Origin of the sequence: Aerococcus sp. UBA6277 (genome assembly GCF_002440555.1) — a bacterium.
GTDB lineage: Bacteria > Bacillota > Bacilli > Lactobacillales > Aerococcaceae > Aerococcus.
Window position 1 is genome coordinate 50,366 of sequence record NZ_DJUR01000008.1, and the last position, 19,915, is coordinate 70,280.

General features: G+C 40.8%; 30 protein-coding genes and 1 riboswitch. Of the genes, 29 read left to right on the top strand and 1 reads right to left on the bottom strand.

Going from position 1 to position 19,915, the window contains the following annotated elements; all coding sequences use genetic code 11:
• The first annotated feature begins 3 nt into the window (after window positions 1-3).
• The 29 genes from rplP (at window position 4) to fabV (ending at window position 18,813) form a co-directional block, all read left to right on the top strand.
• Entirely contained in the window at window positions 4-432 is a 429-nt protein-coding gene (gene rplP, locus B2V22_RS01585) for a 50S ribosomal protein L16 (protein WP_004262566.1), read from the top strand.
• On the top strand, window positions 425-616 hold the full coding sequence (gene rpmC / locus B2V22_RS01590; RefSeq protein WP_004262569.1) for a 50S ribosomal protein L29: 192 nt from the start codon (window positions 425-427) through the stop codon (window positions 614-616). The genes rplP and rpmC overlap by 8 nt, the downstream gene beginning before the upstream one ends.
• A 29-nt stretch (window positions 617-645) precedes the next feature.
• Complete coding sequence (rpsQ, locus tag B2V22_RS01595) at window positions 646-909, top strand: 30S ribosomal protein S17 (protein WP_004262572.1); 264 nt, start codon at window positions 646-648, stop codon at window positions 907-909.
• A gap of 27 nt (window positions 910-936) precedes the next feature.
• Complete coding sequence (rplN, locus tag B2V22_RS01600) at window positions 937-1,305, top strand: 50S ribosomal protein L14 (RefSeq protein ID WP_004262575.1); 369 nt, start codon at window positions 937-939, stop codon at window positions 1,303-1,305.
• A gap of 32 nt (window positions 1,306-1,337) precedes the next feature.
• Window positions 1,338-1,676 (top strand): 50S ribosomal protein L24, encoded by a 339-nt coding sequence (gene rplX, locus B2V22_RS01605; protein ID WP_004262586.1) that lies wholly within the window; start codon window positions 1,338-1,340, stop codon window positions 1,674-1,676.
• On the top strand, window positions 1,676-2,218 hold the full coding sequence (gene rplE / locus B2V22_RS01610; RefSeq protein WP_290490018.1) for a 50S ribosomal protein L5: 543 nt from the start codon (window positions 1,676-1,678) through the stop codon (window positions 2,216-2,218). The genes rplX and rplE overlap by 1 nt, the downstream gene beginning before the upstream one ends.
• A gap of 27 nt (window positions 2,219-2,245) precedes the next feature.
• Window positions 2,246-2,431, top strand: coding sequence for a type Z 30S ribosomal protein S14 (locus tag B2V22_RS01615; protein ID WP_004262592.1), 186 nt, complete (start codon window positions 2,246-2,248; stop codon window positions 2,429-2,431).
• Window positions 2,432-2,467: 36 nt separating this feature from the next.
• Complete coding sequence (rpsH, locus tag B2V22_RS01620) at window positions 2,468-2,866, top strand: 30S ribosomal protein S8 (RefSeq protein WP_026465792.1); 399 nt, start codon at window positions 2,468-2,470, stop codon at window positions 2,864-2,866.
• 49 nt (window positions 2,867-2,915) lie between these two features.
• On the top strand, window positions 2,916-3,452 hold the full coding sequence (rplF, locus tag B2V22_RS01625; protein ID WP_290490019.1) for a 50S ribosomal protein L6: 537 nt from the start codon (window positions 2,916-2,918) through the stop codon (window positions 3,450-3,452).
• Window positions 3,453-3,544: 92 nt separating this feature from the next.
• Entirely contained in the window at window positions 3,545-3,910 is a 366-nt protein-coding gene (gene rplR / locus B2V22_RS01630; RefSeq protein WP_016896568.1) for a 50S ribosomal protein L18, read from the top strand.
• A gap of 21 nt (window positions 3,911-3,931) precedes the next feature.
• Complete coding sequence (gene rpsE, locus B2V22_RS01635) at window positions 3,932-4,444, top strand: 30S ribosomal protein S5 (protein WP_290490020.1); 513 nt, start codon at window positions 3,932-3,934, stop codon at window positions 4,442-4,444.
• Between the two features lie 13 nt (window positions 4,445-4,457).
• Window positions 4,458-4,637, top strand: a complete 180-nt coding sequence (rpmD, locus tag B2V22_RS01640; protein ID WP_004262600.1) for a 50S ribosomal protein L30 — start codon at window positions 4,458-4,460, stop codon at window positions 4,635-4,637.
• A 25-nt stretch (window positions 4,638-4,662) separates the two neighbouring features.
• Window positions 4,663-5,103 carry a 50S ribosomal protein L15 gene (gene rplO, locus B2V22_RS01645; protein ID WP_004262601.1) on the top strand — a complete coding sequence of 147 codons (441 nt, stop codon included), beginning with the start codon at window positions 4,663-4,665 and terminating at the stop codon, window positions 5,101-5,103.
• On the top strand, window positions 5,103-6,410 hold the full coding sequence (gene secY, locus B2V22_RS01650) for a preprotein translocase subunit SecY (protein WP_290490021.1): 1,308 nt from the start codon (window positions 5,103-5,105) through the stop codon (window positions 6,408-6,410). The genes rplO and secY overlap by 1 nt, the downstream gene beginning before the upstream one ends.
• Window positions 6,411-6,437: 27 nt before the next feature.
• The gene (locus tag B2V22_RS01655; RefSeq protein ID WP_290490022.1) at window positions 6,438-7,085 is read left to right on the top strand and encodes an adenylate kinase; all 648 of its coding nucleotides are present in this window, start codon (window positions 6,438-6,440) and stop codon (window positions 7,083-7,085) included.
• A 119-nt stretch (window positions 7,086-7,204) separates the two neighbouring features.
• Window positions 7,205-7,423, top strand: coding sequence for a translation initiation factor IF-1 (gene infA / locus B2V22_RS01660; RefSeq protein ID WP_290490023.1), 219 nt, complete (start codon window positions 7,205-7,207; stop codon window positions 7,421-7,423).
• 31 nt (window positions 7,424-7,454) lie between these two features.
• Window positions 7,455-7,568: a 50S ribosomal protein L36 gene (gene rpmJ / locus B2V22_RS01665; protein WP_004262605.1), complete on the top strand. Its 114-nt coding sequence runs from the start codon at window positions 7,455-7,457 to the stop codon at window positions 7,566-7,568.
• A gap of 32 nt (window positions 7,569-7,600) precedes the next feature.
• Complete coding sequence (gene rpsM / locus B2V22_RS01670) at window positions 7,601-7,966, top strand: 30S ribosomal protein S13 (protein ID WP_290490024.1); 366 nt, start codon at window positions 7,601-7,603, stop codon at window positions 7,964-7,966.
• 23 nt (window positions 7,967-7,989) lie between these two features.
• Window positions 7,990-8,379 (top strand): 30S ribosomal protein S11, encoded by a 390-nt coding sequence (gene rpsK / locus B2V22_RS01675; RefSeq protein ID WP_004262610.1) that lies wholly within the window; start codon window positions 7,990-7,992, stop codon window positions 8,377-8,379.
• 66 nt (window positions 8,380-8,445) lie between these two features.
• Window positions 8,446-9,390, top strand: coding sequence for a DNA-directed RNA polymerase subunit alpha (locus B2V22_RS01680; protein WP_004262612.1), 945 nt, complete (start codon window positions 8,446-8,448; stop codon window positions 9,388-9,390).
• Between the two features lie 25 nt (window positions 9,391-9,415).
• Complete coding sequence (rplQ, locus tag B2V22_RS01685) at window positions 9,416-9,796, top strand: 50S ribosomal protein L17 (RefSeq protein WP_004262615.1); 381 nt, start codon at window positions 9,416-9,418, stop codon at window positions 9,794-9,796.
• A gap of 418 nt (window positions 9,797-10,214) precedes the next feature.
• Window positions 10,215-12,122, top strand: coding sequence for an acyltransferase family protein (locus tag B2V22_RS01690; RefSeq protein ID WP_290490025.1), 1,908 nt, complete (start codon window positions 10,215-10,217; stop codon window positions 12,120-12,122).
• A 135-nt stretch (window positions 12,123-12,257) separates the two neighbouring features.
• Window positions 12,258-12,707 (top strand): OsmC family protein, encoded by a 450-nt coding sequence (locus B2V22_RS01695; RefSeq protein WP_290490026.1) that lies wholly within the window; start codon window positions 12,258-12,260, stop codon window positions 12,705-12,707.
• Between the two features lie 74 nt (window positions 12,708-12,781).
• A riboswitch (FMN riboswitch) is annotated at window positions 12,782-12,907 on the top strand.
• 117 nt (window positions 12,908-13,024) lie between these two features.
• Complete coding sequence (locus B2V22_RS01700; RefSeq protein ID WP_290490027.1) at window positions 13,025-13,867, top strand: energy-coupling factor ABC transporter ATP-binding protein; 843 nt, start codon at window positions 13,025-13,027, stop codon at window positions 13,865-13,867.
• Entirely contained in the window at window positions 13,843-14,772 is a 930-nt protein-coding gene (locus B2V22_RS01705) for an energy-coupling factor ABC transporter ATP-binding protein (protein WP_290490075.1), read from the top strand. Before B2V22_RS01700 ends, B2V22_RS01705 begins: the two co-directional genes overlap by 25 nt.
• A gap of 3 nt (window positions 14,773-14,775) precedes the next feature.
• Window positions 14,776-15,564 (top strand): energy-coupling factor transporter transmembrane component T family protein, encoded by a 789-nt coding sequence (locus B2V22_RS01710; protein WP_290490028.1) that lies wholly within the window; start codon window positions 14,776-14,778, stop codon window positions 15,562-15,564.
• A gap of 21 nt (window positions 15,565-15,585) precedes the next feature.
• Entirely contained in the window at window positions 15,586-16,443 is an 858-nt protein-coding gene (gene truA, locus B2V22_RS01715; protein WP_290490029.1) for a tRNA pseudouridine(38-40) synthase TruA, read from the top strand.
• A gap of 159 nt (window positions 16,444-16,602) precedes the next feature.
• Window positions 16,603-17,385, top strand: a complete 783-nt coding sequence (aroD, locus tag B2V22_RS01720; RefSeq protein ID WP_290490030.1) for a type I 3-dehydroquinate dehydratase — start codon at window positions 16,603-16,605, stop codon at window positions 17,383-17,385.
• Window positions 17,386-17,613: 228 nt separating this feature from the next.
• Window positions 17,614-18,813 carry an enoyl-ACP reductase FabV gene (gene fabV / locus B2V22_RS01725; protein WP_290490031.1) on the top strand — a complete coding sequence of 400 codons (1,200 nt, stop codon included), beginning with the start codon at window positions 17,614-17,616 and terminating at the stop codon, window positions 18,811-18,813.
• A gap of 112 nt (window positions 18,814-18,925) precedes the next feature.
• Here the strand turns inward: fabV and B2V22_RS01730 are convergent, their stop codons facing one another.
• Window positions 18,926-19,816: a fructose bisphosphate aldolase gene (locus tag B2V22_RS01730; protein ID WP_232089775.1), complete on the bottom strand. Its 891-nt coding sequence runs from the start codon at window positions 19,814-19,816 to the stop codon at window positions 18,926-18,928.
• Between the last annotated feature and the right edge of the window lie 99 nt (window positions 19,817-19,915).

Below are 19,915 nucleotides of genomic sequence, written 5' to 3' on the forward strand. Positions count from 1 at the left end.
AACATGTTAGTACCTAAACGTGTAAAACACAGACGTGAATTCCGTGGTAAAATGCGTGGCGAAGCTAAAGGCGGAAAAGAAATTGCATACGGTGAATTCGGTTTGCAAGCATTAGATTCAGCATGGATCACTAACCGTCAAATTGAAGCATCTCGTATTGCCATGACACGTTACATGAAACGTGGTGGGAAAGTATGGATTAAAATCTTCCCACATAAATCTTATACAGCTAAAGCAATTGGTGTTCGTATGGGTTCTGGTAAAGGTGCTCCAGAAGGTTGGGTATCTCCAGTAAAACGCGGTAAAATCTTATTTGAAGTTGCCGGCGTTCCAGAAGAAGTAGCTAAAGAAGCATTGCGTTTAGCATCTCACAAATTACCTATTCGTACTAAAATCGTAAAACGTGAAATTGGTGGTGAATCTAATGACTAAATTTACAGATATTAAAGATCTTTCCACTGCTGAACTTACTGCTAAAGAACAAGAATATCGTCAAGAATTATTCAACTTACGATTCCAATTGGCAACTGGTCAATTAGAAAACACAGCTCGTATTAAAGCTGTTCGTAAAGATATCGCGCGTGTTAAAACTGCGTTACGTAATCAAGAAGCGTAAGAAAATTCAGTAAAGGAGGAAACCTGTCCATGGAAGAACGTAATAACCGTAAAGTGTTACAAGGCCGTGTTGTTTCTGACAAAATGGAGAAAACAATCACAGTCCAAGTTGATACTTTCAAATTCCATCCAACATATGGTAAACGTATCAAATATTCTAAGAAATACAAAGCACATGATGAAAACAATTCAGCAAAAATGGGTGACATCGTCCGCATCGCGGAAACTCGTCCATTATCAAAAGACAAATACTTCCGTCTTGTTGAAATCGTTGAAGAATCAATCATTATCTAATAACAACTGGAAGGAGGTACTCTATAAATGATTCAATCAGAAACTCGTTTAAAAGTAGCAGATAACTCAGGCGCACGTGAAGTCCTAACAATTAAAGTATTAGGCGGATCTGGCCGTAAAACTGCAAACATTGGTGATGTTATCGTGGCAACTGTTAAAAATGCAACACCAGGTGGAGTTGTCAAAAAAGGTGATGTAGTTAAAGCAGTTATCGTTCGTACTAAGAGCGGCGTTCGTCGTCCAGATGGTTCATACATCAAATTCGACGAAAATGCATGTGTAATTATTCGTGACGATAAATCTCCTCGTGGAACACGTATCTTTGGTCCAGTTGCACGTGAATTACGTGACAACAACTATATGCGTATTATTTCATTAGCTCCAGAAGTAATCTAAAATCTGAAGAAAATAAGGAGGTGCCCGTTTAAATGAAAGTAAAAGCAAATGACACAGTTATCGTTATTGCCGGTAAAGACAAAGGCAAACAAGGTCGTGTAAAACAAGCTTTGCCAAAAGCTGACAAAGTTGTTGTTGAAGGTGTTAACATCGTTAAAAAACATCAACGTCCAACTCAAATGAACCCCCAAGGCGGTATCATCGAAGTTGAAGCACCTATTCATGTATCTAACGTTCAACTAGTAGACCCTAAAACAGGCGAAGCGACACGTGTAGGTTACCAAGAACAAGATGGTAAACGTGTTCGCGTAGCGAAAAAATCAGGCGAAGTAATCGCTGAAGCAGTATCAGGAGAGGAGGACGCTGAATAATGGCTAATCGTTTACAAGAAAAATATAAAAATGAAGTAGTACCATCAATGATTGAAAAATTTAACTATAGCTCAATCATGCAAGCACCTAAATTAGATAAAATCGTTATCAACATGGGTGTTGGTGATGCAGTATCTAACGCGAAAAACTTAGAAAACGCTGTTGAAGAATTAACATTAATCGCTGGTCAAAAACCAGTTATTACAACTGCTAAGAAATCAATCGCTGGTTTCCGTTTACGTGAAGGTATGCCAATCGGTACTAAAGTTACTTTACGTGGCGAACGTATGTATGAATTCTTCGACAAATTAGTAACAGTTTCACTACCTCGTGTACGTGACTTCCGTGGTATCAGCAACCGCTCATTCGATGGACGTGGTAACTACACATTAGGTATCCGTGAACAATTGATCTTCCCAGAAATCGACTTTGATAAAGTATCTAAAGTACGTGGTATGGACATCGTAATTGTTACAACTGCTGATTCAGACGAAGAATCATTAGAATTATTAACTCAACTAGGAATGCCATTCCAAAAATAATAAAGTCTTGAAGGAGGCGTGAGTAATTTGGCAAAAAAATCAATGATCGAAAAGAACAAGAAACCAGCTAAATATTCTACTCAAGAATATACTCGTTGTGAACGTTGTGGACGCCCACATTCAGTTTACCGTAAATTTAAATTATGCCGTATTTGCCTTCGTGAACTTGCCTATAAAGGGGAAATTCCTGGAGTCAAAAAAGCAAGCTGGTAAATTTCTGGTAATTAAGTAAAGGAGGGTGTACTCGTAATGGTCATGACTGATCCAATTGCGGACTTTTTAACTCGTATTCGTAACGCCAACATGGTGCGCCACGAATCATTCGAAAGTCCATCATCAAAAATCAAAGAAAATATTGCTGCTATCCTTAAAGAAGAAGGATATATCAAAGATTACGAAATCATCGAAGATGATAAACAAAACGTTATCCGTGTATTCATGAAATACACAAGCGATAACCAACGAGTAATCACAAACTTAAAACGTATCTCTAAACCAGGTTTACGTGTATACGCGAAAAGTGATCAAATTCCTAAAGTTTTAAACGGCTTAGGTACTGCATTAGTTTCAACATCTGAAGGTGTTATCACTGATAAAGCAGCTCGTGCTAAAAACATCGGTGGCGAAGTTTTAGCTTACGTTTGGTAATAAATAACAAAAATTAAAAAACAAAATTGAAAGGCAGGTGCAGTCTAGAATGAGTCGTATTGGTAATAAAATTATCGAGATTCCTAGTAACGTAACCGTAGAAAAAGCTGGTTCAACTATCACTGTTAAAGGCCCTAAAGGCGAATTATCACGTGAGTTCAACCCTGTAATTGATATTCAAATCGGGGAGAAAGAAATTACTTTCACTCGTCCGAATGACCACAAAGAAGTACGTTCTATCCACGGAACTACTCGTGCATTAGTAAACAACATGGTTGTTGGTGTTTCTGAAGGATTCGAGAAGAAACTTGAAATGACTGGTGTTGGTTACCGTGCACAATTAGCAGGTAACAAATTAACTATCAATGTTGGTTTATCTCACCCTGTTGAGTTCGTAGCACCAGAAGGCATCGAAATCGAAGTGCCAACTAACACTACAATCAACATCAAAGGTATCAACAAAGAAGTTGTTGGTGAATTAGCAGCGAATATCCGTTCAACTCGTTTACCAGAACCATACAAAGGTAAAGGTATTCACTACGTTGGCGAATACATTCGTCGTAAAGAAGGTAAAACTGGTAAATAATTGTAATTCTTTACAATTATTTCCTTTTACTTGTATCCAAATTATTTATAAAATAAGGATGATGAGGTCATCCTTACAAATCTAACAAAGAGGTGACTATTTTGATCAGCAAACCAGATAAAAATAAATTACGTCAAAAACGCCACGCGCGTGTTCGTCGCAACATTTCTGGAACAGCAGAGTGCCCACGCTTGAACGTATTCCGTTCTAACAAACACATCTACGCTCAATTAATTGATGACGTAGCGGGTGTTACTGTAGCGAGTGCCTCTACAAACGAAGAAACATTATCAGCCGCAACTAAAACCGAGAGTGCAGCATTAGTTGGTAAAGCTATCGCTGAACGCGGTGTAGCAGCAGGCGTTAAAGTTGTAAAATTTGACCGTGGTGGCTACCAATATCACGGACGTGTACAAGCTTTAGCAGATGCAGCTCGTGAAAACGGCTTAGAATTTTAGGAAAAGGAGGAAGCCAAGAACATGACAAACACATTTCAAGAATTAAACATTAACGAAAACGACCTTGAAGAACGCGTTGTTGCCATTAACCGTGTTGCTAAAACCGTTAAAGGTGGACGTCGTATGAACTTCGGTGCCGTTGTTGTTGTCGGTGATAGAAATGGCCATGTTGGTCTAGGTACTGGTAAAGCTGCCGAAGTACCGGAAGCAATCCGCAAAGCGGTTGAAGATGGTAAGAAAAACTTAATTACTATACCTCGTGCAGGATCAACTGTTCCTCATGAAGTTATCGGTAAATTTAACGGTGGACACGTATTACTTAAACCAGCTCAAGCCGGTTCAGGTATTGCTGCTGGTGGTCCAGTTCGTGCCGTAGTCGAATTAGGTGGTATCTCAGATATTACTTCTAAATCACTAGGTTCTAACTCGCCAATCAACATCGTACGTGCTACTTTAGAAGCGATTAAATCATTAAAATCTCCAGAAGATGTAGCTGCATTACGCGGTAAATCTGTGGAAGAATTATTAGGTTAAGGAGGAAATTCGAATGACTGAAGTAAAAATTACTTTAAAACGCAGTTTAATTGGACGTCCTCAAGACCAAATTAAAACAGCTCAAGCATTAGGTTTAACAAAAGTTGGTAAAACAGTTGTTAAAACTCGTAACGAAGCAATCAACGGTATGATTACTAAAATTGCTCACTTAGTAGTTGTTGAAGAAGCATAATCTAGAATAGGAGGTGCCTAACAGGATGAAATTACATGAATTACAACCTTCAGAAGGATCTCGTCACACACGTCACCGTGTAGGTCGTGGTGCAAGTTCTGGTTGGGGTAAACTATCAAAACGTGGACAAAAAGGTCAAAAAGCTCGTTCAGGTGGTGGTGTACGTTTAGGTTTCGAAGGTGGACAAACTCCATTGTTCCGTCGTATTCCAAAACGTGGTTTTACAAACATCAACCGTAAAGAATATGCGATCATCAATCTTGATGACTTAAACGTATTTGAAGATGGTGCTGTTGTAGCCGCTGCTGACTTAATCGAAGCAGGCTTAGTTAAAAAAGAAAAATCTGGTATCAAAGTTTTAGGTAATGGTGAATTAGAACGCAAACTAACCGTTAAAGCAGCTAAATTCTCAGCATCAGCTAAAGAAGCTATTGAGGCCGCTGGGGGTTCAATCGAGGTGATCTAATGTTTCAAATACTGAAAAATGGATTTCAGGATAAGGATATTAGAAGCCGCGTGGCATTCACAGCAATCATGTTGATTGTATTCCGTATCGGGGCTAGCATAACTGTCCCGGGCGTGAATGCTGCAGGAATTCAAGGGTTAGCTGAATCTGGTTTATTCAGCCTACTAAACACTCTTGGTGGGGGAGCACTTTCGAGCTACTCCATCTTTTCATTGGGTGTTTCACCGTATATAACCGCATCAATTATTATTCAACTATTGCAGATGGAGATTATACCTTCATTTACAGAGTGGTCTAAACAGGGTGAAGTTGGTCGTCGTAAGTTAAATCGATGGACTAGATACTTTGCAGTAGCAATTGGCTTTTTTCAAGCTTTAGCTATTTCAATAGGATTTAATTCATTGTCATCGCTAGGATTAATTGATAATCCAGGTTTTGTAACTTACTTATTGATTGCTTTATTCATGACTGCTGGATCTATGTTTGTTGTCTGGATTGGTGAGCAAATCACTGAATATGGAATTGGTAATGGTACTTCAATCATTATCTTTGCTGGTATTCTAGCGCAAATCCCTTCAGAGTTAACGACTTACTATCAAAGTAACATTGTAGATGCTACTAGCAGTGAATTAAATCAACAAATGATTTATGCAGGACTATTTGTTCTTGTATTTATCCTATTAATTATGTTCGTCATTTTCATGAGTCAAGCGGAACGTCAAATCCCCGTACGTTATTCCAAACGTGCGAATTCGGCATCGCAAAAGTCTCATTTACCATTAAAGATTAACTCAGCAGGTGTTATTCCCGTTATCTTCGCGTCATCATTGATAATGGTGCCACAAACGGTACTCGGATTATTTGCCGCTGATTATAGTGATGTTTCTTGGTATCAAGTATTGTCAACAATCTTTAATTTGGAAAAACCAGCGGGTATCGCTATTTACGCAATTGTCATTATTTTGTTCACATTCTTCTATGCGCATATTCAGATTAACCCTGAACGTGCTGCAGAAAACTTGCAAAAAGCTGGTGGTTATATTCCAAGTATCCGTCCAGGTTTAGCAACTAAAGAATATTTACAAAAAATGTTAAATCGTTTAAGTACAGTTGGCTCACTATTCTTGATGGGTGTAGCAGTTCTACCTTTACTAGGGGCATACTTCTTTGATATGCCACAATCAATTGCTTTAGGGGGTACAAGCTTACTAATCGTTGTTGGTGTTGCTTTAGACACAGCAAAACAAATTGAAGGACGTACAATTAAACGTCAATACGTTGGCTTTATTCATGATAAAAAAGACTAATGCGTAACGTGCTTGGGGAGGATAATTATGAATATTATTTTAATGGGCTTGCCTGGTGCCGGTAAAGGTACTCAAGCAGCTAAAATCGTTGAAGATTACAATTTTCCACATATTTCTACTGGAGATATGTTTAGATCAGCAATCGCTGAAGGAACTGAATTAGGAAAAAAAGCTAAATCATTCATGGATGATGGGGCATTAGTTCCTGATGAAGTAACGAATGGTATTGTTGAAGAAAGACTTCAAAAAGAAGATACACAAGCTGGCTTTATGTTAGACGGTTTTCCAAGAACTGAAGCGCAAGCTAAAGAACTTGGCGGTATCATGACTCGCTTAGATCGCGACATTGATGCAGTTATCTACTTAGATGTGCCAGTAGAAACGTTGAAAGAACGTTTATCAGGACGAATCATTTGTCGTAACTGTGGCGCAACATACCACAAAGTTTTGAACAAACCAAAAGTAGACGGCGTATGCGATGTTTGCGGAAGCCATGATTTCTACCAACGTGAAGACGATAAACCTGAAGTTGTTGAAAACAGATTAAGAGTTAATCAAGAACAACAACAACCAATTTTAGACTTCTATGAAGGTGAAGGTAAGCTTTATCGCATTCCTGGTGATATCGGTATTGACAATGTTTACGCTGAGATCCAAAAGATTTTAGATAAATAATATTTGTTGCTTTAAGTCGCTAATTATGGTAAGATATTCGGGTTGACTGAACATTTCGTATTTCTATCCTATAATCAATTAGTGATTAAACGAAACAACCACCATTAGGAGGAAAAACTTTGTCAAAAGAAGATATGATCGAAATTGAAGGTACTGTGACTGAAACATTACCTAATGCTATGTTTAAGGTCCAATTGGAAAATGGTTATGAAGTTATGGCGCATATTTCAGGAAAAATGCGTGTAAACTACATTCGTATTTTACCAGGTGACCGTGTAAAAGTTGAGATGTCTCCATATGACTTGACGAAAGGTCGTATCACCTACCGATTCAAGTAATGTAGAGATATATAATCGAGGAGGTATAACTGTGAAAGTAAGAGCATCTGTTAAACCAATGTGCGAACATTGTAAAGTTATTCGCCGTAACGGTAAAGTTATGGTTATTTGTTCTAATCCAAAACATAAACAACGCCAAGGCTAATTAAAGACAAATAAAAAGGAGGGTTTTCGTATATGGCTCGTATAGCAGGAGTAGATATTCCACGTGAGAAACGTATCGTTATTGCCTTAACATACATCTATGGTATCGGTAAAACGACTTCTCAAAAAATCTTAGCGCAAGCTGGAATTTCAGAAGATACTCGTGTACGTGACTTAACTAACGATGAGTTAGATCGTTTACGTGCAGCAGTAGATACAATTAAAGTTGAAGGTGACTTACGTCGTGAACGTGCTTTAGACATCAAACGTCTACAAGAAATCGGTTCATACCGTGGCATCCGTCATCGTCGTGGTTTACCAGTTCGTGGTCAAAACACTAAGAACAACGCACGTACGCGTAAAGGTAAAGCTGTCGCAATTCAAGGTAAGAAAAAATAATCTAAAAGGAGGTTAATTACACTATGGCTAAACGTCCAGTTTCACGCAAACGTCGTGTGAAGAAAAATGTCGAAACAGGTGTGGCACACATCCACTCTACATTTAACAATACTATCGTTATGATTACTGATGAGCATGGTAATGCAATTTCTTGGTCATCTGCAGGTGCTTTAGGATTTAAAGGTTCTCGTAAATCTACTCCTTACGCTGCTCAAATGGCTTCAGAAACAGCTACAAAAGCTGCTATGGATCACGGTATGAAATCTGTTGAAGTTTCAGTAAAAGGTCCTGGTTCAGGTCGTGAATCAGCTATCCGTGCTTTACAAGCAGCAGGTTTAGAAGTTACTGCTATTCGCGATGTAACACCTATTCCTCATAATGGTTGCCGTCCTCCAAAACGTCGTCGTGTTTAATCGATTGATGAACTTGGATATGCGATGATACATTTTCTCATGTTTTGAAAGGGGTAATTTGTCGATATGATCGAAATTGAAAAGCCAAATATTGAGACAATTGAAATTAACGACGATAGTAAATTTGGTAAATTCGTTGTAGAACCATTAGAACGCGGCTATGGAACAACCCTAGGTAATTCATTACGTCGTATCTTGTTGTCCTCACTACCAGGTACAGCAGTTACATCAATCCAAATTGACGATGTTTTGCATGAATACTCAACAGTCCCAGGTGTACGTGAAGACGTTACTGAGATTGTGTTGAACGTAAAACAATTATCATTGAAATTGTATGACGTAGAAGAAAAACAAGTAGAAATTGACATCACAGGTCCAGCTGACGTAACAGCTGCTGATATTATTGCCGATGCTGATTTCGATGTTATGAATCCAGACTTACATATCTGTACGCTTGCAGAAGGCGCTCGTTTCCACATGATTATGAATGTTAAAAACGGTCGTGGTTTTGTACGCTCAGAAAATAATAAAGTGGATTCAATGCCAATTGGCGAAATCCCAGTGGATTCTATCTACACACCAATTTCCAAAGTAAACTATCAAGTTGAAAATACTCGTATCGGAGAAATCAACGAATACGATAAATTAACTATGGATATTTGGACTGATGGTACAATTTCACCCGAAGAAGCATTAAGCTTAGCGGCAAAAATCATGACAGAACACTTGGAAGTATTCGTTAACTTAACAGACGAAGCTCGTCAAGTTGAAGTTATGGTCGAAAAAGAAGAAACACAAAAAGAAAAAATGCTTGAAATGACTATTGAAGAACTAGACTTATCAGTTCGTTCATACAACTGTCTAAAACGTGCAGGCATCAATACTGTTGAAGAATTGACTAACAAGTCTGAACCAGAAATGATGAAAGTACGTAACTTAGGTCGTAAGTCTCTTGAAGAGGTTAAAAACAAGCTAGCTGCTCTTGACTTATCTTTACGTCAAGAAGATTAATAAATCATAAAGGAGGATACTGACAATGGGTTACCGTAAATTAGGTCGTACTAGCTCTCAACGTAAAGCTATGTTACGTGACTTAACTACTGATTTAATTATCAATGAACGTATTACTACAACAGAAACTCGTGCGAAAGAAATCCGTCGTACAGCTGAAAAAATGATTACTTTAGGTAAACGTGGAGATTTAGCTGCTCGTCGTCAAGCGAACCAATTTGTTCGTAACGAAATCGCCGATGTTCGCGCTGAAGGTGAAGACATCGTTATCGAGTCTGCTTTACAAAAATTATTCAACGATCTTGGTCCTCGTTACGCTGAACGTCAAGGTGGATACACTCGTATCTTAAAAACTGAACCTCGTCGTGGCGATGCTGCACCAATGGTTATTCTTGAATTAGTTTAATATAAACTTTTAGTGATGTATAAAACGGAGTGTCATGATGGTGGTTATACCTTGTATAACCGAGTCTAGCTCTATCTACTCCTAGCGTGATGAAGTTCGCTAGGAGTGGAATATATCCATAAGTCTTATGAATAAATCAAGGCCAATTCATTTAGGTGAAAAATTGGTTCGGCATATGTGTTGTTTAACCAACAGGTGTTTGGTAGCATATATGCTTTTTTATTTTCTAAAGTGGTTGGGGATAGGGCTCAACCACTTTTTTGGGTTTTTGGGTGGTATTAGTCGGCAGGATGTTGGGAAATCTCAAAATTAATGTTCTCATTTTCCCATACTACCGATATAATATATGTATTATATTTGCGTGAATTGTCTCGAGCAGTGTCAACTGCGTGCTTGGCAATTTAGAGAGGCGAGGGTAATGAAGAAAAACTACTTTACACAGTTTGATACAATTCGATTCTTAGCGATGTTGGGTATTATTTTATACCACTATCTAACCCACCGTGTTTCGGGTGGTTTCTTAGGGGTGGACATTTTTCTCGTACTTTCGGGGTATTTAGTGACCAGTCAAATGGAGAGTAAATATAAAGCAGGTATCCAGGAGTCTTATTTTAAGAAAACCTGGGGTCGCATACGTAAAGTATGGTGGCCTATGGTCATTATTACAATGGTAGGTCTGACTTATTTACTACTATTTAGGCAACAACTATTAGTCAATATTGGCATTAATCTAACAACATCCTTGTTATTCGTCAATAATTGGCATCAAATATTATCTGGGTCATCCTATTTTGCGAATATGCTACACCCGTCACTAACAACACATTATTGGTATATTGCCGTTTATATGCAATTTATGGTGATTTGGCCACTATTCTTCAAAGCTAGTCGACGTTTCACCAAGACCAAATGGCAGTCGGGTCTAGTCATGCTTGGTACCGCGCTTTTGTCAGGCATTTTAATGGCGATAATCTTCACACCTGGTGAAGACCCATCACGAGTTTACTACGGCACGGATACTAGATTCTTCTCTATCGCTTTTGGTGGGGCTGCTGCCCAATTGTTAGATATGGAACAAATGGCTTCTTGGTTGAAGAATCGTATTGGTCGCTTTCACCACTTTATTGTTGATGTGGTATTGCTAGGCTTATTGGCTATACTCACTTATGGGATGCTTCACATGCTTGATGCAGCGACATTCACCTACTATGGTGGGATGTTCGGTTATAATTTCCTAGCAGCTGTGACCATTGCCCTATTGACCTACCAGGGATCTTGGGTTGGTTTTCTATTGAAATTTAAACCCTTGCGTTGGCTTGGTCAACGTACATTCCATATGTATTTATGGTATTACCCAATCAATGTGTTGTTCCATATGGTACCAACCAGTCAGAATTGGTTTACCAATAGTATCTGGCCGCAAGTCATTTTGATCATTATCCTATCCTGCTTGTCTTATGCCTTACTAGAGGAAAAAAGATGGCCGGTGCCGGTCTTCAATGAAGTCCGTAACGACCAATCTGTCCATCTTTTTACCAAGGTTCGCAACTTGTTTAAAGAGCCAGCACCCTGGTTGACCCGCATTTTATTCATTGCATTTGCCCTCGTTTTCCTTGGAGGCGTGAGTGCTGTGGCAGTATCTAAACCAGCAGACAATGTGACAGTAGAGGAGGAGCAAGCAGCTGAACAGGCTAAGAAGATTGAGGAATTGAACAAGCAACGGGCTGAACAAGAGAAGCAAGCTGACGCTAGTCTGTCAACCTATAAAGACAGTTTAAGTGAGGCGTCGCTAGGATTTTATGAAGGGATTCCTGATGAACAAGCCCGCTTTGCCTACCAATTACCGGTAACCTTTATTGGTGACTCCCTCATGGTGGGCGAATCAGAGGGTTTGTACACCTTGTATCCTAATGCTATTGTTGACGCGGCGGTTGGTCGCCAGTTATATACCTTAATTGGCTATCCAGCTAGCTTAGAAGCACAGGGTATGCTAAAAGATGTCGTTTTGGTTGACCTAGGTGCGAATGGTGGCTTTACGTCAGCTCAATTGTCTGACTTCTTAGATGAGATTGGCCGGGATAAGACCATTTTTCTAGTCAATACCCATGTCGACCGTCCTTGGGCATCTGATGTCAACAAAACTTTAGCTGAAGCAGCTAGTGACAATAGTGATTCAGTATATTTACTGGATTGGCATGAATTCTACAGCAACCACGAAGAAGCGTCCACTTGGTTGAGCCAAGACGGGGTCCACTTTAATCCAGACGGAGGCCAAGTGTGGTTGCAGTTTATCACCAACGGTATGTACGAAGTCTTGAAAAAATAAAATTTCCATATATAAATGAATCATTCGGTGAAAAGGCAATTGCGGATTTGAGTGCAATTGCCTTTTTTGTGTTGGAAATTAAGGGTATAATGACCCATATTAGAGCGTTATCAAGAGGATGGAGGCAATGCGCATATGGCTGAGGATAAATTGTTTTATACGACACGGGTGCATAATGATCAAGGACTTAAGGGAACGGCCTGGGTTGAAGGGGAGAATGAGCTGCGGGTTCAAACGTCAAGTCCTTTGAAAGCGAATGAGCCTGGGACGAACCCAGAACAATTGATTGCCTTATCATGGGCTACGTGTTTGAATGCGACCATCGAAATTGCTTTAGACCGACACGGTATCAAGGGTATGACCAGTGAAGTGGTCGTTCAAGTGGATTATAAATTAAACCAGGAAACGACCATTACTTATTTTGATTTTAAAGTAGATGTCTATCTCGATTTACCACGTGATCAGGCGGAAGCTATTGTCTATGAGGCAGAAGAACGTTGTCCGGTATCTCAAATTATCGGTGATTATCCTTATACGGAAATGGTGATTCATCCTAATGATCTTGGGGATGGTACAAAGGCATAAACAAGGTGTCTTGACATCTAATCATTGCTTTTACTGGTGGATTTGTGTAGACTAAACTAAGTGAAAAACAAATGAAATGTCTTCAGGGCAGGGTGCGAGTCCCGATCGGCGGTAAAGTCCGCGAATTACCAGGTAAAGCAGGTGATTGAACTAGTGGAATTCTAGTACCGACTGTTACAGTCAGGATGGAAGAAGCGTATAGCAGGATGAACGAGACGGCGATGCAAGTCTAGCTGGACTTGGGCTTCTTTGACAAACTCTTCCAAGTAACGTTGGAGGAGTTTTTTTTAAATATATTAAGTGAGCGAGGGAACAAGATGGCGAAACCGATTATTCAGGTTCAAGATTTGTCTTTTCAATATAGTCAATCAGACGAGAAATTAGCTATAGATGGCCTATCAACGACTATCTATGAAGGTGAATGGCTAGCAATTATTGGCCATAATGGGTCGGGGAAATCGACCTTTTCAAAATTATTAGTGGGCTTACTAGAAGCCAAGTCAGGAATCATTCAGGTGGACGATAAGGTCCTTTCTATGGAGACCTTATGGGATATCCGGAGTCAAGTGGGGCTAGTCTTTCAAAATCCAGACAACCAATTCGTTGGGGCAACGGTTGAAGATGATGTGGCTTTTGCCTTGGAAAATATGGGTATGCCGGTTGATGAGATGCATGCCCGTGTTGAGTCTGCCTTGAAACGGGTTAAAATGTGGGACTATCGCGACAGGGAACCCGCAGCCTTATCAGGTGGTCAAAAACAACGAGTAGCTATTGCGGGTGTGATTGCTGTGGCACCGAAAATCATTATTTTAGATGAATCGACTTCAATGTTAGATCCCGAAGGGCGTGACGAATTGATGGCAGTCGTGGCGGATATCAAACAAGATAATTCCCTGACTGTGATTTCGATTACCCATGATTTAAACGAGGCGGCGGAAGCTGACCGGATGCTTGTCTTTAAAGAAGGGCAAATTATTAAAGAGGGGACGCCAGCTGAAATCTTTACTTACGGGAATGATTTAACTGAGATTGGTTTGGATGTGCCTTTTTCCGAGCAACTAAAAAGCGCCCTTGCTAAACGCGGTGTGGCTGTGCCGGATGCATATTTTGATGAAGAAGGGTTGGGTGAATGGTTATGCAAATCGCATTTGAACAAGTAGGCTTTACTTACGGTGCTGGGACACCGTTCGCCAGTGTAGCCCTGCATGATATTAACGTGATGATTCCAGATGGATCATATACGGCGATTATTGGCCATACAGGGTCAGGAAAGTCTACCATTACCCAACACCTTAACGCCTTGGTACAACCCACTGTAGGCCAAGTACGGATTGGTGAGACGGTGGTATCAGCTGACTCTAAGCCAAAAAACTTGAAGAAAATCCGCCAACGAGTAGGGATGGTCTTCCAATTTCCTGAAGGACAACTATTTGAAGAAACTGTTATTAAAGATGTCATGTTCGGTCCTATGAATTTTGGTGACGGTGAAGCGACAGCCCGCGAGAAAGCTGAAGCGGCTTTAGCAGCAGTGGGGATTGCCCCGACTTTATTTGAGCGGTCACCTTTTGAGTTATCTGGTGGGCAAATGCGCAGGGTAGCCATTGCTGGGGTGATTGCCATGAAACCGGAAGTACTGGTATTAGATGAGCCAACTGCTGGACTGGATCCAAAAGGTCGGATGGAAATGATGGCTATGTTCGACCGCTTGTACCGAGACCAAGGGTTGACGATTGTTTTAGTGACCCATCAAATGGAAGATGTGGCAGCATATGCCAACCACGTGATTGTGATGGACGGTGGGACTTGTGTGAAAGAAGGGACGCCAGCTGACGTCTTTGCGGACCCTGCTTGGTTAGCCAGCCACCAACTGGCTTTACCGGAAGCAGCTGATTTTGCTTTTAATCTACAAGGTAGATTAGACCGCCAGTTATGGAATGCAGCGACTCAAGTGCCATTAACGGTAGATGCTTTAGCTGATTTAATCGTTGATAACTTGTCTTTAACGACCGGGCAAAATGACGACGACAAGTCAAGCGGACTTATTACACAGGAAGGAGGCCAATGATAGATGAAAGATAAATTGATTATTGGCCGGTACATTCCCGGTAATTCCTTGATGCACAAATTGGACCCACGGGTGAAATTGGTGGGCTTGATTGTCATGATGCTATTGGTATTCGCGGCAACTAATGTCACGACCAATATCGTTATGATCGTGGTAGTCACGAGTCTAGTCTTTTTAACTGGGATTTCTTTAAGGGTATTTTTACGCGGTTTGAAACCCATGATAGCTATTATTATTTTTACGGTAGCCCTACAAATTCTCTTTACCCACACCGGGGACGTCCTGTGGTCATTTGGGCCACTAGCCTTAACAACTGGTGGCTTGTCTAATGCGGCCTATATTTTTGTCCGCTTCCTATTGATTATTTTTCTATCGACGATATTGACTTTGACCACTCAACCCCTGGCTATTACAGATGCCATGGAAGCCTTGTTGAAGCCTGTTCGTAATATTTTGCCAGTCCATGAGATTGCCTTGATGTTGTCGATTGCCTTGCGATTTGTCCCGACCCTACTTGAAGAAGCGGATAAGATCATGAACGCACAGCGGGCACGTGGTGTGGACTTTTCAGAAGGGAATATCCTTGAGCGGGTGAAAGCCTTTATTCCAGTCCTCATTCCCTTATTCATTTCAGCCTTTAACCGGGCTTATGACCTAGCCACTGCCATGGAAGCACGTGGTTACAAGGGCGGTGAAGGCCGGACCAAGTACCGTCAATTGCATTGGGGCAGAATAGATACCCTTGCTAGTATCGGTCTTGCTGTTTTGACTATTATCATGATTATCTTATAGCCAATAGAAGGAGGGCGCATTTTGCCTAGATTTAAAGTAACCTTGCAATACGACGGGACCCCCTTTGTCGGCTTTCAAGTTCAACCAAATGGCCATACCGTACAAGAGGCCCTTGAAAAAGCCTTAAAGCTCATGTCTAAAGGACAGACGATTCCTGTCGTTGGGTCAGGCCGGACCGATTCAGGCGTTCATGCCCTTGGCCAAGTGATTCATTTTGATTATCCAGCGGAAATCGGTGAGGAAGCGGTTTTAAGAGCCTTGAATTCAATCCTTGATGATGCTATTCGCATCACCAAGGTTGAGCGGGTGGAGGATGATTTCCACGCTCGGTTCCATACTAACGGCAAGAAGTACATCTACAAGGTAGACACTTCTAAGTTTCCGTCACCGTTTACTAGACAGTATATGTACCACCATCCCTACCGGACGGACGTTACACGTATGCAAACGGCCTTAAAAGACATTATCGGCGTCCATGATTTTAAGTCCTTCTGTTCGACAAAAACGGATAAGACCAACTTTGTCCGGGAAATTTACCGGGCTGAGGTGACGGCTGATCCGGATGCAGAAACCTTGACCTTTGTCTTTGAAGGGTCTGGATTCTTGTATAATATGGTCCGAATTTTGGTGGGTACAACGCTTCAAATTGGTGACGGGTTAAGACCAGTTGATGAGATGAAACGGTTGATAGCAGCTGAAGACCGGAATGAAGCAGGACCCACAGCAGCCGCACATGGCTTATATTTAGCGGAGGTTTATTACCTAGGACTAGAAGACCGCCGGCAGGTTTCCAAGGCTTATAGCGACTATAAAGCTGGTTTAGGGACGCCTATGGGTGCAAGTGTGGACTTAGATGCAGATCCAGGTGAAGACTTTTAGAGACGGTCGACAATTTTGATGATGGTATGAATCAAGAATAAGTTCTTCAATCTTTGGTCACAAATTTTATATAGCTTAAAAGGCAAAAACTCGATACAATATACATATCAAATTGTATCGAGTTTTTTTATTTTACCTTGATGTCAGAAGGAGTCCAACATGAAGAGTGTAAAAATTGCTTCCTTGAAGTTCGGGGAGGATAGACCAAAAATGATTATTCCCTTAGCCGAGGATAATGCTGTAGATATTATCAACTGTGCCAATTTCTACCGCCGTCAACCAGGCGATATGGTGGAATGGCGGATTGATTACTTTGACGATTTCGACGAGCTGGAAGAGTTGGCTGAATTGAGTAAACGGGTGAAAACTTCTATTCAAAAGCCCTTACTTGCCACCTTTAGAACTTTGAGCGAGGGCGGGGAGTCAGCTATAGGCAAGAGCCAGTATGTTGAAATGTACCGGTATTTAATCCAAGCCAAGGCTGTCGATGCTATCGATATCGAGTTTGAGCGCGGCCAGGATATCTTAGACAACCTAATTCCTTACGCCCACAAACACCAAGTCAAAGTCATCGTTTCCTACCATGATTTTGTGAAAACCCACTTGGAAAATGATATGGTCAAACGTCTACAAAAGATGGGGCAGTCAGACGCGGATATTGTGAAAATGGCCGTCATGCCCCACGATGAAGCGGACGTATTGGCCTTGATGAATGCGACCCAACAAGCGTCAACATTAATCGACCAACCTTTGATTACCATGTCGATGGGCCGTTTAGGCAAGATTACCCGGATTGCAGGGGAAATCTTCAAATCAGCTGCTAGCTTTGCCACTGTAGAAGGGATGTCATCTGCCCCTGGGCAAATGGCCGTTGAAGATGTGGAAGAATGCCTGAACTTGTTGAGTCTACGTGCAGATGACCTGGATGACGATGATTTCTAGGATAAGTTGTTTCTAGGGTTGAAACGCGGCCATTGGGTAACGAAATACGCATAAGATAAGAGAGGATTGTAGGGTAAAACCACAGTCCTTTTTGCTTTCAAAAAAGCTTTCATTAACACTTTGATTTTTGATATAATCATGTAAAACTTTACTACTAGTTTCCTTAACTATATAATGTAAAGATGAATCATCAAAAAATGAGAAATTAGTAAATATTAGGAGACTTATATGACTTTAGAATTTAAGCCAAAAATGCGTGGCAATGTCCTTGTTAGTGTGAATCCGATGGGGTTGAAGCAAGAAGTAAACAATCAAATTCAATATGTTAAAGACCAAGGGACCTTTGAAGGACCAAAGAAAGTTTTGGTATTAGGGGGCTCATCTTCTTATGGATTGGCTAGCCGGATTAACCTAGCTTTTGGGGCGGGAGCAGATACGATTTCAGTTTCACATGGTGGGGGACCACGATCTGAGAAAAACCTTGGTAAGCCAGGTTGGTATAACAATATCTTTTTCCGGCAAGCAGCGGAGGCTGAAGGGCTAATCGCCAAAAATATCATGGCAGATGCCTTCTCTAGCGAAGCGAAGGACCAAGTGATTGACTTCATCAAGAATGAATTCGGTGGAAAAGTGGACTTTGTGGTTTATTCATTGGCTTCAGGACGCCGTACAGACCCAAATACCGGGGAAACTTACAATTCAGTAATCAAATCAATCGGCCAAGAAGTAGTGGGACCAAACGTCAACCTACAAAAGGAAACCTTCTATGAACAAGTGCTTGAACCTGCAACTGAGCAAGAAATCGCAAATACTGTGAAAGTAATGGGCGGTGAGGACTGGCGGATGTGGATGAATGCCTTACAGGAAGCAGATGTGCTTGCTGAAGGTGTTGAGACAGTGGTTTATTCTTATTTAGGGGCTGAATTAAACGAGTCATACTACAATAAGGGAACTTTAGGCCGCGCTAAAGCGGACTGTGATAAGGCTGCCGCTTTAATCAATGAAGACTTAAAAGATATCAACGGAAAAGCGACTGTCGTTGTAGCAACAGCAGTGACGACGAAAGCATCATCAGTTATTCCATTCTTCCCAGTTTATTGTCTAGGGTTGTATAAAATAATGGAAGCACGCGGCCAACATGAAACGCCAATTATGCATATTGACCGAATTTTCCGTGACATGTTGTTTGGTGATAAGCCAGAGTATGATGAAGAGGGCCGTTTGCGTCCGGACTCATGGGAATTAGATCCAGAAGTACAAGCTGAAGCCAAGGTTTTAATTGAACAAATCAACCAAGATAACTTCAATACAGATTTCACAGCTTGGGATACCTTCATGAAAGAATTCTTGAATTTAAATGGCTTTGAAGTGGATGGTTATGAAGAAACACCAGTGACTTATGAAGAGTTAGTGAATTTAAAACCCTAAATAGCGATCATCATCAAGCACGGTAAGGAAGACGCGTTCGACTTATCGTGTTTTTTGCTATAAAAAGCTCAGAGGACTAAAATCCCCTGAGCATGATGTATATTAAAATAGTTTATCTCTTGTTAACGGATGCGTCGTAAATGGTATCAATAGCACTGGCTAGTAAGTCATTGAATTCGTCATCTGCTTGGCTTGCTCGTAAATCGGATGCGAGGGCACGTGAGAATGACGCGATCATGTCGTGGTTTTCAGCCAATAGTTCATTGGCTTCTTCACGGGTATAACCACCAGATAAGGCCACTACACGAACAACGTTAGGGTGACTGGCTAATTCACGGTAAGTATCTGGTACAGTAGGGATTGTCAGCTTCAACATGACTAAGTCATTTTCCCCTAATTGATCTAAGTGTAATCTGATTTCTTCAGCTAATAATTCTTCGATGGCTGCTTTGTCTTCAGCCTTGATATTCACTTCAGGTTCAATAATCGGTACTAAACCTGCATCAATAACTTGTTTAGCGACTTCAAACTGTTGGTCGACCACTTCTTTGATGCCTGCAGGATTAAATGCGAGAATATTAGACCGTTCCTTAGTACCGAAAATACCGCGGTCATTAGCACGTGCTAATAGGTCGTCAAGTTCTGGCATATCTTTCATTAATTGTACGCCATTGGCTTCTTCAGCAAGTCCTTTATCGATTTTAAGGAAGGGTACGATCCCTTTGTCAGCTAAGTATTCTGCGGTGTATTTACCGTCTACTTGGCGGTCCATGGTATTTTCAAATAAGATAGCAGCTAGAATTTTATCGCTAGTAAAAGCTGGACTGGTCATGATTCGCGTCCGCATTTCATGAACTTTCGCAAACATTTCGTCTTCATTGCTGTAGGTATCTTCGGCTACGCCATAGGCTAATAGGGCTTTTGGTGTTGAACCACCTGATTGGTCTAGGGCAGCGATAAATCCAGGGGCATTTGACATGCGTTCTAATTGTGCTTGATTAATTGACATATTGAAAATTCCTCCTTAAAAATTAGCGGTGGTATCATTTCGTCACTTATTATTATGAACCTAATATTTTAAAAATACAAAGAAAGACACTTG

Excerpts from the sequence above, each read along its gene's own strand:
- rplP (WP_004262566.1), top strand. The coding sequence starts at position 4 with ATGTTAGTACCTAAACGTGTAAAACACAGACGTGAATTCCGTGGTAAA.
- rpmC (WP_004262569.1), top strand. The coding sequence starts at position 425 with ATGACTAAATTTACAGATATTAAAGATCTTTCCACTGCTGAACTTACT.
- rpsQ (WP_004262572.1), top strand. The coding sequence starts at position 646 with ATGGAAGAACGTAATAACCGTAAAGTGTTACAAGGCCGTGTTGTTTCT.
- rplN (WP_004262575.1), top strand. The coding sequence starts at position 937 with ATGATTCAATCAGAAACTCGTTTAAAAGTAGCAGATAACTCAGGCGCA.
- rplX (WP_004262586.1), top strand. The coding sequence starts at position 1,338 with ATGAAAGTAAAAGCAAATGACACAGTTATCGTTATTGCCGGTAAAGAC.
- rplE (WP_290490018.1), top strand. The coding sequence starts at position 1,676 with ATGGCTAATCGTTTACAAGAAAAATATAAAAATGAAGTAGTACCATCA.
- rpsH (WP_026465792.1), top strand. The coding sequence starts at position 2,468 with ATGGTCATGACTGATCCAATTGCGGACTTTTTAACTCGTATTCGTAAC.
- rplF (WP_290490019.1), top strand. The coding sequence starts at position 2,916 with ATGAGTCGTATTGGTAATAAAATTATCGAGATTCCTAGTAACGTAACC.
- rpsE (WP_290490020.1), top strand. The coding sequence starts at position 3,932 with ATGACAAACACATTTCAAGAATTAAACATTAACGAAAACGACCTTGAA.
- rpmD (WP_004262600.1), top strand. The coding sequence starts at position 4,458 with ATGACTGAAGTAAAAATTACTTTAAAACGCAGTTTAATTGGACGTCCT.
- rplO (WP_004262601.1), top strand. The coding sequence starts at position 4,663 with ATGAAATTACATGAATTACAACCTTCAGAAGGATCTCGTCACACACGT.
- secY (WP_290490021.1), top strand. The coding sequence starts at position 5,103 with ATGTTTCAAATACTGAAAAATGGATTTCAGGATAAGGATATTAGAAGC.
- B2V22_RS01655 (WP_290490022.1), top strand. The coding sequence starts at position 6,438 with ATGAATATTATTTTAATGGGCTTGCCTGGTGCCGGTAAAGGTACTCAA.
- rpsM (WP_290490024.1), top strand. The coding sequence starts at position 7,601 with ATGGCTCGTATAGCAGGAGTAGATATTCCACGTGAGAAACGTATCGTT.
- rpsK (WP_004262610.1), top strand. The coding sequence starts at position 7,990 with ATGGCTAAACGTCCAGTTTCACGCAAACGTCGTGTGAAGAAAAATGTC.
- B2V22_RS01680 (WP_004262612.1), top strand. The coding sequence starts at position 8,446 with ATGATCGAAATTGAAAAGCCAAATATTGAGACAATTGAAATTAACGAC.
- rplQ (WP_004262615.1), top strand. The coding sequence starts at position 9,416 with ATGGGTTACCGTAAATTAGGTCGTACTAGCTCTCAACGTAAAGCTATG.
- B2V22_RS01690 (WP_290490025.1), top strand. The coding sequence starts at position 10,215 with ATGAAGAAAAACTACTTTACACAGTTTGATACAATTCGATTCTTAGCG.
- B2V22_RS01695 (WP_290490026.1), top strand. The coding sequence starts at position 12,258 with ATGGCTGAGGATAAATTGTTTTATACGACACGGGTGCATAATGATCAA.
- B2V22_RS01700 (WP_290490027.1), top strand. The coding sequence starts at position 13,025 with ATGGCGAAACCGATTATTCAGGTTCAAGATTTGTCTTTTCAATATAGT.
- B2V22_RS01705 (WP_290490075.1), top strand. The coding sequence starts at position 13,843 with ATGCAAATCGCATTTGAACAAGTAGGCTTTACTTACGGTGCTGGGACA.
- B2V22_RS01710 (WP_290490028.1), top strand. The coding sequence starts at position 14,776 with ATGAAAGATAAATTGATTATTGGCCGGTACATTCCCGGTAATTCCTTG.
- aroD (WP_290490030.1), top strand. The coding sequence starts at position 16,603 with ATGAAGAGTGTAAAAATTGCTTCCTTGAAGTTCGGGGAGGATAGACCA.
- fabV (WP_290490031.1), top strand. The coding sequence starts at position 17,614 with ATGACTTTAGAATTTAAGCCAAAAATGCGTGGCAATGTCCTTGTTAGT.